This window comes from Polaribacter sp. NJDZ03 (assembly GCF_019263805.1).
Classification (GTDB): Bacteria; Bacteroidota; Bacteroidia; order Flavobacteriales; family Flavobacteriaceae; genus Polaribacter.
The window spans coordinates 1,164,055-1,177,326 of sequence record NZ_CP079195.1; the positions used below are offsets into that span (position 1 = coordinate 1,164,055).

Here is a 13,272-nt window from a genome sequence, read left to right on the forward strand (position 1 = left end):
TTAAAATATTTATTTGAATCTTAAGAATACATTTTATCTCTTAATTCTTTAATTTTTGGATCTGATAAATAATCATCAAAAGTAGAATATCTATCAATTACACCTTTTGGCGTTAACTCTATAACTCTGTTGGCAACCGTTTGTGCAAACTCATGATCATGCGTTGTAAACAAAATAGTTCCTTTAAAATTAATTAATGAATTATTTAAAGCTTGTATAGATTCTAAATCTAAGTGATTTGTTGGTTCATCTAAAACTAACACATTTCCTCTCTTCATCATCATTCTAGAAAGCATACAACGTACTTTTTCACCCCCAGAAAGCACATTACTTTTCTTTAAAGCTTCTTCTCCAGAAAAAATCATTTTCCCTAAGAAACCTCTTAAAAAAACTTCTTCACGTTCTTCTTCCGTTTGCGCATATTGTCTTAACCAATCTACCAAATTTAATTCTCCGTCTTGGAAAAAAGAAGAATTATCTAAAGGTAAGTAAGATTGTGTTGTTGTAACTCCCCAATCAAATTTACCTGCATCTGGCGTTTCATTATCAGTAATAATTTGATAAAAAGCAGTTACTGCTCTAGAGTTTCTAGAAATTACTGCAATTTTATCTCCTTTATTTAAGTTGATATGTACATCATCAAATAATTTATCTCCTTCAAAGTTTTTAGATAAACCTTCTACATTTAAAATTTGATCTCCAGCTTCTCTATCTCTGTCAAAAATAATAGCAGGGTAACGTCTACTTGAAGGTTTAATTTCATCTACATTTAATTTCTCGATCATTTTTTTACGAGAAGTAGCTTGCTTCGATTTTGCCATATTCGCAGAAAAACGACGGATAAACTCTTCCAATTCCTTTTTCTTTTCTTCCGCCTTTTTATTTTGTTGTGCTCTTTGTCTTGTTGCTAATTGGCTAGATTCATACCAAAATGTATAATTACCAGAATAATTATTTATTTTGCTATAATCAATATCAGAAATATGCGTACAAACTGCATCTAAAAAGTGTCTATCATGCGAAACTACAATTACACAGTTGTCAAAATTTGCAATAAAGTTTTCTAACCAAGCAATGGTTTCAAAATCTAAATCATTGGTAGGCTCATCCATTATTAAAACATCTGGATTTCCAAAAAGTGCTTGTGCAATTAACACACGTACCTTTTGTTTACCATCTAAATCTTTCATTAATGAATAATGCAATTCTTCAGAAATACCTAAGTTAGATAACATAGCTGCAGCATCAGAATCTGCATTCCAACCGTTCATTTCTTCAAAAATTATTTGAAGTTCACCTATTTTTTCTGCATTTTCATCTGTATAATCTGCATACAAATCATCTATTTGCTTTTTAATTTTAAACAGCTCTTTATTACCCATAACCACTGTTTCTAAAACCGGGAATTCATCAAAAGCATAATGATCTTGGGTTAGCACAGACATTCTTTTACCTTTTTCTAAGTGTACCTGACCTGAAGTAGGTTCTTGAACACCTGAAATAATTTTTAAGAAAGTGGATTTTCCTGCTCCGTTTGCGCCAATAATTCCATAACAGTTTCCTGTTTGAAATTTAGTATTAACATCATCAAACAAAATTCGTTTTCCGAATTGAACAGATAAATTAGAAACTGATAACATACTCTATTATTTTTAATTTTGTGCAAAAGTACAAATTTGATTTATCTTTTACCCCTTGATTTAAAACGGTTTTAAATAAATTATCATTTCATTTTTATAACCAATTTAAGAACTATTTTAACAATGAATTAACAACAATAGCTCGTATGAATACCTAACTTTGTTATAAAGAATAGATCCCTATTGTTCATGAATAAAAATCTAGTTCATATAATTTTATTAATTACAATTACTGCTTTTGTAGGTTGTGATTCTAATTCTAAAAATACAGCAACTTATTTTGGTGGTAAGATTATAAATCCAAAATCTAAATATGTTGTGCTATTTTCTATGGAAAAAGTGATAGATACAATGTATCTTAATAAAGATAATAGGTTTTTAGGCAAATTAGAAAATGCCAATGAAGGTTTGTACTATTTTGCCCATGGAAATGAAAATCAATTTATCTACCTAGAGCCACAAGACAGTTTAATGTTACGTTTAAACACGTGGGATTTTGATGAATCTATTGTCTATGCTGGTAAAGGAGCAGAAAGAAATAACATTTTAATAGATTGCTTTTTACAAGAAGAAAAAGACAATAAAATGTTTTATAAATTAAATCAATTAAAACCTGATAAATTTATTAAAAAAACAGACTCCTTGCTCCTCTTAAAAGATAAAACGTACAAAGAATATGCTAAAAATCACCCAGGTGAAACCAAAGGGTTTAATCATGTTTTAAAAGTAGCACTTACATATCCTATATATTCTAGAATAGAAAAGTACCCAATTACTCATGTAAGATATAATCATAAAAAAAACTTTGATAAGGTTAACAAGTCCTTTTACAAGCATAGAGCATCTGCCGGAGTAAATAATGATTCTTTAATGTACTACCAACCCTACTCTAAGTACATAAGAAACTTTTTATATAATAGTACGTATTCTTTAGGTCATAAACCAATGACTAACGAGTATTCATCTGAATTTACGGTAGACTTATTAAAAACGATAGACAAGAACATCACCTCTGATGCTTCTAAAAATGCTTTTCTAAAACAAACTGTAATTAGTCATTTTTACAAAAAATCTAGCTGCAACGTTAATAAAGAAGCTTTTGATACTTATTTTAATTTAAGTACAAATAAAAAAGACAAAGATCATGTAAGACTTTTACTTTTAGATAGTAAAGCCTTACAAAAAGGACAAGAAATGGTAGACTTTACCATTACAGATTTAACAAACGCAACCTTTTCTATAAAAGAACTAACAAAAAACAAAAATACCTTTCTATTGTTCTGGAACCCAGAGAACACCACCCCAATGTATATCTCTTCTAGAATTAATTATTTAAGTAAACAATTTCCTGATGTACAATTTATTGAAATAAAAATTGATGGAAGCACAAAAGATAGAATAGAGCAGTTAGATATAAAAAATCAATTTTTTATATCAGCAGAAAGCGAAGCTAATAACTTCTTAACCAGCAAAATGACAAGATCTATTATTATTAATAAAGAAGGCATTATTACAAATGGTTTTGCATCTATTTCTTCTAAAAAACTGTATTCAGACTTAAAAAAACTTAAGTAATCGTAAATTTATTTCTATAATCTAAAAATTAGTTGTAAATTTGCACGATTTTTATTCTGAGTCTAACTCATTAATAATCAGGTCGAATTTATAATCGGGTTTGCAGGTGGGCGTTCTGTGAATCCAAAAAAACACAGTAATGTCAACATTTTTAGAATTAGGTTTAAAAGAACCGATTAACAGAGCATTGACGGATTTAGGTTACGAAAAACCTACCGTAATTCAGGAAAAAGCAATTCCACAAATTATTTCATCTACAGACGATTTAAAAGCATTTGCACAAACAGGTACAGGTAAAACTGCTGCTTTTAGTTTGCCAATACTAGAGCTTTTAGATACGAACAGTAAAAACGTACAAGCAATAATTTTATCACCAACAAGAGAACTTGCCGTTCAAATTGGTAATAACATTAAAGACTTTTGTAAATATTTACCAGATGTTAAAGTAGCTACCGTATATGGTGGTTCTAGTATGGAAGATCAAATTAGATCTTTAAAAAGAGGAGCACAAATAGTTGTTGGAACTCCGGGTAGAACCGTAGATTTAATTAACAGAAGAGCTTTAAAATTAGGAAACGTTCAATGGTTAGTCTTAGACGAAGCTGATGAAATGTTAAACATGGGTTTTAAAGACGAATTAGATAAAGTTTTAGAAGCTACTCCAGAAACTAAACAAACGTTATTGTTTTCTGCAACTTTTCCAAGAGAAGTAGAGGCAATTGCAAAAAACTACATGACTAAACCAGTAGAAATTACTTCTGGTGAAAAGAACGCAGGTTCAGACAATGTAAGTCACGAGTTTTATGGTGTAACAGAAAGAACACGTTACCCAGCATTAAAAAGAATAGCAGATTTAAACCCTGACATTTATGCAATTATTTTTTGTAGAACTCGTAGAGAGACACAAGAGGTTGCAGACAATTTAATAAAAGATGGTTACAGTGCAGATGCTTTACATGGAGATTTATCTCAAGCGCAAAGAGATTCTGTAATGGGTAAATTCCGTAAGAAAACAATTCAAATATTGGTAGCTACAGATGTTGCTGCTCGTGGATTGGATGTAACGGAATTAACACACGTAATAAACCATAAATTACCAGACCAAATAGAAAACTACACACACAGAAGTGGTAGAACTGGTAGAGCTGGTAATAAAGGTATTTCTATTGTTTTAGTTAACGGTAAAGAAAAAGGGAAATTACGCCAGATTGAAAGAATAATTAAGAAGAAATTCTTAGAAGGTAAAGTTCCATCTGGAAAAGAAATTGTTCAAAATCAATTAATGAATTTAATTGATAAAGTTCAAAATACGGAAGTAAATGAATCTGAAATGGAGGAATTTTTACCAAGTATTTATGAAAAACTAGAATCTTTAGATAGAGAAGAGTTAATAAAGAAATTTGTTTCTTTAGAATTTAATACAATGTTAAAGTATTATGAAAACTCTAAAGATTTAAACGATCTATCTTCTAGAGACAACTCTAGAGCTAGAATGGAGAATGAAAACATGACCCGTTTCTTTATCAATATTGGTAGAAAAGACAACTTAAACCCAGGTAAATTAATTGGTTTAATTAACGACCAAAATATTGGAGATAAGATTGAAATTGGTTCTATAGATATTTTAGATACTTTTTCTTTCTTTGAACTTGATAAAAATTTCGAAGACCAAACATTAGAAGCTTTTGCTAGCAATCAACCAGATTTTGACGGACGCTCTGTAAACATAGAGATTACTAAGAAAGAACGTTCTGGTGGTGGACGAAGAGGTGGTAAAAAACCTTTTGGTAAAAAAGAAGGTGGTGGTTTTGGAAGACGTAAAGGTTCTGAAGGTTCTTCTTCTAGTAGAGGAAGATCTGATAGACGCTCTTCTGATAGACCAGATAGATCAGACAGAAGTTCTGGAGGTGCTTCTGGAGAAAGAAGATCTTCTGGTGGTTTTGGAAGAAAACGTAGAGAAAGCTAAATAATATTAAACTATATATACAAACCTCATCATTTTAAAATGATGAGGTTTTTTTATGCCTAAACAATGCATAAAAATTATTAAATACAGCCTAATTATTAACTTTAAATAGATAAAATAGTACTAATACATTTTTATAGTTTATTCATATTATTCAAAAATTAAATAAACAAATTAGACTTGTTATTTGTTATTCAGAATATAAAGCTGAAGAAACAAAGATGAAATAAGGTAAAACATTGAAATATAAAACATATTTAGTGTTAATAAAATTATTAAAACATGACTTTTATCATTAATTATAAAAAATATTTGTCTTTTTTTATTAAATATAAAATTATACTATTAAAAATAATTGTTATTCGTAAAACCCCAAATACACTAAAATTTAGCCTTCTCTTTTCTTGCTAAAAAAAATCTATTAATATAATTTTGCAACCAAATGAGAAAAAAAATACTTAGATATTTGTTTTTAGCGCTCGTAATACTATTAAGTAGTATTACTAACTTGTGTGCTAATACACAAAATACTTCTCATTTTAAACCAGTAAACTCTATTACAAAAAGCGCTTATCAATACCAACAACAAAATCTTAACAATACTTTATTTAAACCTAATTCTAACTCTAAAAAGGGAGGATTTATTAATGAAAACATAAGTATTGAAGATTTTGAAGAAAGCGAACACAGTGCAACCATTTACAATCATACCTCTCTTTTTGGTAATAATGCTTGTGCTATTCTTTTTAAACTTTTAATTGAAAGTAATTCTGTAAAAACTAAAGAGAATCTAGTTTCTCAGTGTTTTAATACAAGAACTATTTCTTTAAGCTTGCATAAGAAATTTGAGGTTTTTATACTTTGATAATACATTAAAACAGACCAATATACACTTCCGTCTGTATTAATACACATCTTAATATCATTTAAAATTCAATTTAGAAAGGTATACTCCATCATTTTTTTATGAAGAGACTTTCTATAAGACCAAATAAACATCAAAATGATCGATTAAGTTCGCTTCTTTTTCCTTACTATTTTAATGTAAAATAGCTCTATAACTAAGGCTATGATTCCATTTGATATTAAGAAAAAATAATTGAAATTTATCATCAATCATTTTTAAATTCATTTGGTATAACAACTCATTTTTTAAAAAATCACCATTTATATTATGAAACCTATGAAAAAAATTTTCATTGTCTTATTCATTGTATCAATTTACACAAGCTGTAAACACAAAACTGAAGAAATACACGAAGCTGCAAAATACCTCGTAACTAGTCCTATTAAAAGAGACACTATAATTACCAAAGACTATGTGAGTCAAATTCATTCTATTAGACATATCGAAATTAGAGCCATAGAAAGAGGGTATTTAAAAAAGATATCTGTAGATGAAGGTCAGCATCTTAAAAAAGGGCAAAAAATGTTTAACATTATGCCTAATGTATATCAAGCAGAGCTTCAGAAATCTAAAGCAGAAGAAAATGTTGCAGAAATAGAATACAAAAACACCAAATTATTAGCAGACGAAAATGTAGTCTCTAAAAATGAACTTGCCATGGCAAAGGCTAATTTTGACAAAGCCAAAGCCGAAGTTTCTTTAGCACAAACACATTTAGGTTTTACAGACATTAGAGCCCCTTTTGATGGAATTATGGATCATCTTCACGCAAGAGAAGGTAGCTTATTAGACGAAGGAGAATTGCTAACTACATTGTCTGACAATAGTAAAATGTGGGTCTATTTTAATGTTCCGGAAGCAGAATATTTAGATTATATCATAAGCGCTAAAAAAGAACAAAAAGAAGAAGTTACTTTATTAATGGCAAATAACAAACCTTTTAATCAAAAAGGAATTGTAGAAACTATTGAGGGTGAATTTAATAATGAAACTGGAAACATTGCATTTAGAGCAACTTTTCCGAATCCTGATGGCATTTTAAGACATGGTGAAACAGGTAGCATAATTATGACAATCCCTTTAATAGATGCACTTATTATTCCTCAAAAAGTAACTTTTGAAATCTTAGATAAAAAATACGTGTATGTAGTTGGTGAAGACAATACTGTTAGACAACAAGAAATTGAAGTAGAAGCAGAATTAGAAAACCTATTTGTAGTAAGTAAAGGACTTTCTAAAGATGATAAAATTTTATTGGAAGGAATTAGAAAGGTTAAAAATAATGAAAAGATACATAGTGAATTTGTAGCACCAAATTCGGTTATATCTCACTTAGCACTTTACGCAGAATAACTAGAATTTAAATAACAAAGACATGTTTAGTAAATTTATAAAAAGACCCGTTTTGGCAATTGTCATTTCGGTGATGATCGTATTTATAGGGTCACTTGCTATTAAGCAATTACCCATATCACAATTTCCACCAATTGCACCTACAACCGTAAACATCTTTATTGCATACCCAGGTTCTAGTGCAGATGTATTGGTAAACTCTACGTTAATTCCTTTAGAAACTGCCATTAACGGTGTACAAGGAATGCGTTATATAGCTTCGGATGCAACTAGTGCTGGTGAAGGAACCTTACGTGTGATTTTTGAACCTGGTACAGATCCAAACCAGGCAGTTGTTCGGATAAAAACCAGAGTAGATCAAGTAATGCCTTTGCTACCAGAATTGGTACAGCGAGAAGGAGTTGTTATTACACCGGTTCAACCCAGTATGTTAATGTATGTGAATCTTTTCAGCAAAGAAAAAAAGAATGATGAAAAGTTTTTATACAATTATGCATACACTAAAATTATTCCAGAAATACAACGTATTAACGGTATTGCAAGTGCAAAAATTTTAGGAAGTAGAAAATATGCAATGAGAGTTTGGCTAAAACCAGACAGAATGAGAGCATATAATATTTCTGCCGAAGAAGTTTTAGAGGCTATGGAAGACCAAAGTATTTTGGCAAGACCTGGTCGTTTAGGTAGAAGTTCTGGTAAAACAGCACAATCATTAGAATATGTATTAACTTATGAAAATAGGTACAACAAAGCAGACCAATACAAAGAGATTATTGTTAAAGCTAATGAAGAAGGTCAAATCGTAAAACTATCTGACATTGCTGATGTAGAGTTAGGTAGTGAATTTTTTGATATTTACTCTAATTTAGACGGTAAGCCCTCTGCCTCTATCGTATTAAAACAAACTTTTGGTAGTAATGGTAGTGATGTAATTAAAAGTGTAAAGGAAAAATTAAAAGAATTAGAAGTTGATTTACCTCCGGGAATTGATTTTAAAATTAGTTATGATGTTTCTAACTTTCTTGATGCTTCTGTAGAGCAGGTTTTACATACTCTTAGAGATGCATTTATATTGGTAGGTATTGTGGTTTTCTTATTCTTAGGAGATTGGCGATCTACTTTAATTCCTATTATTGCAGTACCCGTTTCTTTAATTGGAGCCTTTTTTGTAATGCAGTTATTTGGACTTTCAATTAACTTAATTACTCTTTTTGCCTTAGTATTGGCAATTGGTATTGTAGTAGATAATGCCATTGTTGTGGTAGAAGCTGTTCACGTTAAAATGGAAGAGGACAATCTTACTCCATACAAAGCGTCTTATGAAGTTTTAAATGAAATTGGAGGCGCAATTATTGCCATTACCTTGGTTATGGTTTCTGTATTTATTCCTACTTCTTTTATGACAGGGCCCGTTGGAGTTTTCTATCGTCAGTTTTCGATAACTATGGCAGGTTCTATTGTAATTTCTGCAATTGTAGCCTTAACATTAACGCCTGTACTTTGTGCTATGATGTTAAAAAACAACCATGGTAAACCAAAAAGTAAATCGCCAATAGATAGATTTATTCGTTGGTTTAATGGTGGTTTCGAAAAACTTACCGGAAAATATGTACAAGTTTTAAATAAAATTGTTGCCAGAAGAATTGTAACATTCGGAATTTTAATTGCCTTTTGTGCAGGTATTTTCTATACAAATAGTGTGTTACCCGCAGGATTTATTCCTAATGAAGATCAAGGAATGATTTATGCAATTATTCAAACTCCACCTGGTGCAACGCTAGAAAGAACCAATGAAGTTGCAAAAAAATTACAACAAATTTGTGAGGAAACAGAAGGCGTTGCATCCGTTTCTTCTTTAGCCGGTTATGAAATTATGACTGAAGGAAGAGGATCTAATGCAGGTACATGTATTATCAACCTAAAATCTTGGGGAGATCGTAAACATTCTGTACACGAAATTATGGAAGAGTTAGAAGAAGCAACCAAAGATTTAGGTGCAGTTATAGAGTACTTTGAACCACCTGCAGTTCCTGGTTTTGGTTCATCTGGAGGATTTTCTATGCGTTTATTAGACAAAACAAACTCTACAGATTATCATGAGTTTGAAAGAATTAATAACGAGTTTATGCAGAAATTATCTGAACGGAAAGAACTTACAGGGTTGTTTACTTTCTTTTCCGCTAATTATCCGCAGTATAAATTAAAGATAAACAACAAAATTGCCATGCAAAAAGGGGTAAGCATTGGTAAAGCAATGGAAAACCTAAACATACTAATTGGTAGTACATACGAGCAAGGGTTTATCCGTTTTGGTAGATTCTTTAAAGTGTATACACAAGCTGCTCCTGAATATAGAAGGTTACCAACAGATTTAGAAAAATTATATGTAAAAAGTGAATCTGGTAAAATGGTTCCTTATTCTGCATTTATGACCATCACAAAAGAACTAGGTCCTAATGAAATTACACGTTATAATTTATATAATTCTGCTGCCATTAGAGGACTTCCTGGAAAAGGTTTTACAAGTGGAGATGCTATTAAAGCAATTAAAGAAGTTGCGGCAAAAGAATTACCAAATGGATATGATGTTGCTTGGGAAGGCTTAACGTATGATGAAGCGCAAAGAGGTAATGAATCTATATACATTTTTATTGTTGTATTGATATTTGTATACTTTGTTTTAGCTGCACAATATGAAAGTTTCTTACTTCCATTAGCCGTTATTCTTTCTTTACCTGTTGGTATTTTTGGGTCATTAGCACTACTGAAAATAATGGGCTTAGCAAATGATGTGTACGCCCAAATTGGTATTATTATGTTGGTTGGTTTACTGGGTAAAAATGCCGTATTAATTGTTGAATTTGCCGTTCAAAAAAGGCGCCAAGGAGCCACCATTTTAGAAGCTGCTATAGAGGGTTCTAAAGCAAGGTTTAGACCCATTTTAATGACGTCTTTTGCCTTTGTTGCTGGTTTAATTCCGTTGGTTGTTGCTACAGGAGCTGGTGCAATAGGTAATAGAACTATTGGTGGTTCTGCACTTGGAGGTATGTTAATTGGTACTGTGTTTGGGGTATTATTAATACCTGGTCTTTACTATGTTTTTGCTAAAATGGCAGATGGTAAAACACTTATAAAAGATGAAGAAAGCCAACCTTTATCAGAAGGATTGATGCACGACATACAAGATGATAGCACCAGTAAACTAAAGCTTAAACTTCAAGAGGTTTCAAAACTTTTGAAAAAATTAACCAAAAGAAAAGAAAATGAAAAATAATATAAAAAACAGCAGACTCTTTTTAGTAGGTATTTGCGCGGTAATGCTTTTGCATTCCTGCGTACCTACTAGAGAAATACGAAAAGAGAATACTACTGTTCCAGAAACATATTTAAATAAAAATATAGACACTTTAAATACTGCCAAAACAGCATGGAGATCTTTTTTCTCTGACCCTAACTTGGTTTCTTTGATTGATACTGCTTTGGTACATAATCAAGAATTAAATATTATGCTACAAAATGTAGATATGTTTAAAAATCAGATTCAAGCTAAAAAAGGAGAATACCTACCTTTTGTAAATATTTACGCTGGCACTGAAGTAGAAAAAGTAGGAGAACACACCCGAAATGGTGCTGTAGAGGAGCAATTAGAGTTAGATGGAAAAGAATTTCCTGATCCTCTTGCTAATTATTCTGTAGGTCTTTCTGCTTCTTGGGAATTAGATATCTGGAAAAAACTAAGAAACGAGAAAAAAGCAGCAGTCTACGAGTATTTATCTTCTGTAGAAGGTAAAAACTTTATGATTACGAATCTAGTTTCAGAAATTGCGGATACTTATTATGAGTTGATGGCTTTAGACAATCAATTAGACATTGTAAATCAGAATTTGGATATTCAGAGAAATGCTTTAAGAATTGTAAAATTACAAAAGGAAGCTGCAAAAACAACTGAATTAGCGGTTAGCAGATTTAAAGCAGAAGTGCTTAAAAACCTTAGTGAAAAACACGAAATTGAGCAAAAAATTGTTGTTACAGAGAATAAAATCAATTTTTTAATTGGTAAAACACCTCAGCAAGTAAATAGAAAATCTAAAGAATTTTTAACTACTAAAATAGATACTACATACGCTGGTATTCCTGCTCAGTTGTTACAAAACAGACCTGATATTAGACAGGCAGAATTAGAGTTAGCCGCTTCTAAATTAAATACAAAAGTAGCAAGAGCTAATTTTTATCCTTCGGTTGGTATTAGAGCTGGTCTAGGTTTAGAATCTTTTAAACCAAAGTTTTTAACAAGTACGCCAGAATCTCTTGCATATTCTTTAGTTGGTGATATTGTAGGACCTTTAATTAATAGAAATGCAATAAAGGCAGCTTATAAAAATGCTAGTGACCAACAGTTACAAGTAATTTTCGAGTATGAAAAAACCATTTTAAATGCATACATAGAAGTGGCTAATGAGCTTTCTAATATTAAAAACCTTAAAACTATTTATAGTTTAAAAGCAAAACAAGTAGATGTCTTAACAAAGTCTATAGATCTTTCTACTCGTTTATTTAAAGCTGCTAGAGCAGATTATTTAGAAGTTTTATTAACACAAAGAGAAGCATTAGATGCTAAAATTGAATTGATAGAAACTAAAAAAAATCAATTAATAGCAAATATTCATATTTACAAATCTTTAGGAGGAGGCTGGAATTAGTAAAATTCTAAATTTTCTTTTATAAAGCCACTTCATTTAATAATGAAGTGGCTTTTTCATGTATCAAATATTCTTTTTTATCATTACGAAACCGATTCCTTACTTTTCTTAAAAACATGACTAATGTTATAAAATACATCTTACTTCTAGGTCTACTTTTGTTTCTCAAAATAAGAACTAATAACAAATATGAAAAAGATAATTACAGTATTCATTGTTTTTACATTTATAGCTTTTAACTCTTGTAAAACACCAAAAGATAAAACAGAAACACACACAAAAGAACATGCAACTCATTGGAGTTACAATGGAGAAACTGCCCCAGTACATTGGGTAGAAATAGAGAAAAATTCAGATTGTAATGGTAACAAGCAATCTCCTATTAATATTATAGATATTGATGCAAAACCTACGCAACAAAAAGTTAATCCATTAAACATTTTATACACTCCTAGTACAGAGTTAAAACAAGTTATTAATAACGGACATTCAATTCAGTTTGATTTTGAAGCTGGAGACTCAATACAATATCATGGAAATACTTATTATTTATCACAATTGCATTTTCATGAACCGTCTGAACACACCATTGATGGAATTCGTTACCCTTTAGAAATTCACATGGTACACAAAAGTAAATTTGATACTTATACTGTAATGAGCATTTTAGCTAAAGAAGGTGTAAAAAGTCAGTTATTTGAGTTTTTTGAAAGCTTTTTACCTATAAAAGTAAATACAAAAAAAGAAATACATCAATCATCTGACTTAGCAACCTTATTTCCAGAAAACAAAAACTTTTATACTTATGGTGGTTCCTTAACAACACCTCCATGTACAGAAACTGTAAATTGGATTGTTTTTAAAGACCCCATTATAATTTCTGTTGATGAAGTATTAAAATTAAAAAGTAACATGCCTATGGATAACTTTAGAAACGAACAAGCTCTAAACAATAGAGTAGTATCTTTAAATAGCTATAACTAGTTTCTAAATTTTATAAAGCTGATAAATATCATTTACACCTTTCTAAATAATTTATAAATTTGGTATTGTTATAAGTAATTTCTTAAAAAATAAATTAGATAAAGAATACTTTTAAAATTCTTTGTTGATTAAAGTGCAACAATCTCT

At 30.4% G+C, this 13,272-nt stretch carries 8 protein-coding genes; 7 read left to right on the forward strand and 1 reads right to left on the reverse strand.

What is annotated here, in order from left to right; all coding sequences use genetic code 11:
• Nucleotides 1-20: 20 nt before the first annotated feature.
• Nucleotides 21-1,640 (reverse strand): ABC-F family ATP-binding cassette domain-containing protein, encoded by a 1,620-nt coding sequence (locus KV700_RS04910; RefSeq protein WP_166381984.1) that lies wholly within the window; start codon nucleotides 1,638-1,640, stop codon nucleotides 21-23.
• Nucleotides 1,641-1,829: 189 nt separating this feature from the next.
• Between KV700_RS04910 and KV700_RS04915 the strand changes: the two genes are divergently transcribed.
• The 7 genes from KV700_RS04915 to KV700_RS04945 all read left to right on the forward strand — a co-directional run bounded on the left by KV700_RS04915 (nucleotide 1,830) and on the right by KV700_RS04945 (nucleotide 13,125).
• Complete coding sequence (locus KV700_RS04915) at nucleotides 1,830-3,215, forward strand: hypothetical protein (RefSeq protein ID WP_166381982.1); 1,386 nt, start codon at nucleotides 1,830-1,832, stop codon at nucleotides 3,213-3,215.
• 139 nt (nucleotides 3,216-3,354) lie between these two features.
• Complete coding sequence (locus KV700_RS04920) at nucleotides 3,355-5,181, forward strand: DEAD/DEAH box helicase (RefSeq protein ID WP_218599388.1); 1,827 nt, start codon at nucleotides 3,355-3,357, stop codon at nucleotides 5,179-5,181.
• 442 nt (nucleotides 5,182-5,623) lie between these two features.
• Nucleotides 5,624-6,046, forward strand: coding sequence for a hypothetical protein (locus KV700_RS04925; protein WP_218599389.1), 423 nt, complete (start codon nucleotides 5,624-5,626; stop codon nucleotides 6,044-6,046).
• Nucleotides 6,047-6,364: 318 nt separating this feature from the next.
• Nucleotides 6,365-7,441, forward strand: coding sequence for an efflux RND transporter periplasmic adaptor subunit (locus KV700_RS04930; protein WP_166381976.1), 1,077 nt, complete (start codon nucleotides 6,365-6,367; stop codon nucleotides 7,439-7,441).
• Between the two features lie 22 nt (nucleotides 7,442-7,463).
• On the forward strand, nucleotides 7,464-10,715 hold the full coding sequence (locus KV700_RS04935) for an efflux RND transporter permease subunit (protein ID WP_218599390.1): 3,252 nt from the start codon (nucleotides 7,464-7,466) through the stop codon (nucleotides 10,713-10,715).
• Nucleotides 10,705-12,141 (forward strand): TolC family protein, encoded by a 1,437-nt coding sequence (locus KV700_RS04940; RefSeq protein WP_218599391.1) that lies wholly within the window; start codon nucleotides 10,705-10,707, stop codon nucleotides 12,139-12,141. Before KV700_RS04935 ends, KV700_RS04940 begins: the two co-directional genes overlap by 11 nt.
• 189 nt (nucleotides 12,142-12,330) lie before the next feature.
• Nucleotides 12,331-13,125: a carbonic anhydrase gene (locus KV700_RS04945; RefSeq protein WP_218599392.1), complete on the forward strand. Its 795-nt coding sequence runs from the start codon at nucleotides 12,331-12,333 to the stop codon at nucleotides 13,123-13,125.
• Nucleotides 13,126-13,272 lie beyond the last annotated feature (147 nt).

What these genes read in the sequence shown, in the direction of transcription:
- KV700_RS04910 (WP_166381984.1), bottom strand. Translation starts at nt 1,640, where the DNA reads ATGTTATCAGTTTCTAATTTATCTGTTCAATTCGGAAAACGAATTTTG.
- KV700_RS04915 (WP_166381982.1), top strand. Translation starts at nt 1,830, where the DNA reads ATGAATAAAAATCTAGTTCATATAATTTTATTAATTACAATTACTGCT.
- KV700_RS04920 (WP_218599388.1), top strand. Translation starts at nt 3,355, where the DNA reads ATGTCAACATTTTTAGAATTAGGTTTAAAAGAACCGATTAACAGAGCA.
- KV700_RS04925 (WP_218599389.1), top strand. Translation starts at nt 5,624, where the DNA reads ATGAGAAAAAAAATACTTAGATATTTGTTTTTAGCGCTCGTAATACTA.
- KV700_RS04930 (WP_166381976.1), top strand. Translation starts at nt 6,365, where the DNA reads ATGAAAAAAATTTTCATTGTCTTATTCATTGTATCAATTTACACAAGC.
- KV700_RS04935 (WP_218599390.1), top strand. Translation starts at nt 7,464, where the DNA reads ATGTTTAGTAAATTTATAAAAAGACCCGTTTTGGCAATTGTCATTTCG.
- KV700_RS04940 (WP_218599391.1), top strand. Translation starts at nt 10,705, where the DNA reads ATGAAAAATAATATAAAAAACAGCAGACTCTTTTTAGTAGGTATTTGC.
- KV700_RS04945 (WP_218599392.1), top strand. Translation starts at nt 12,331, where the DNA reads ATGAAAAAGATAATTACAGTATTCATTGTTTTTACATTTATAGCTTTT.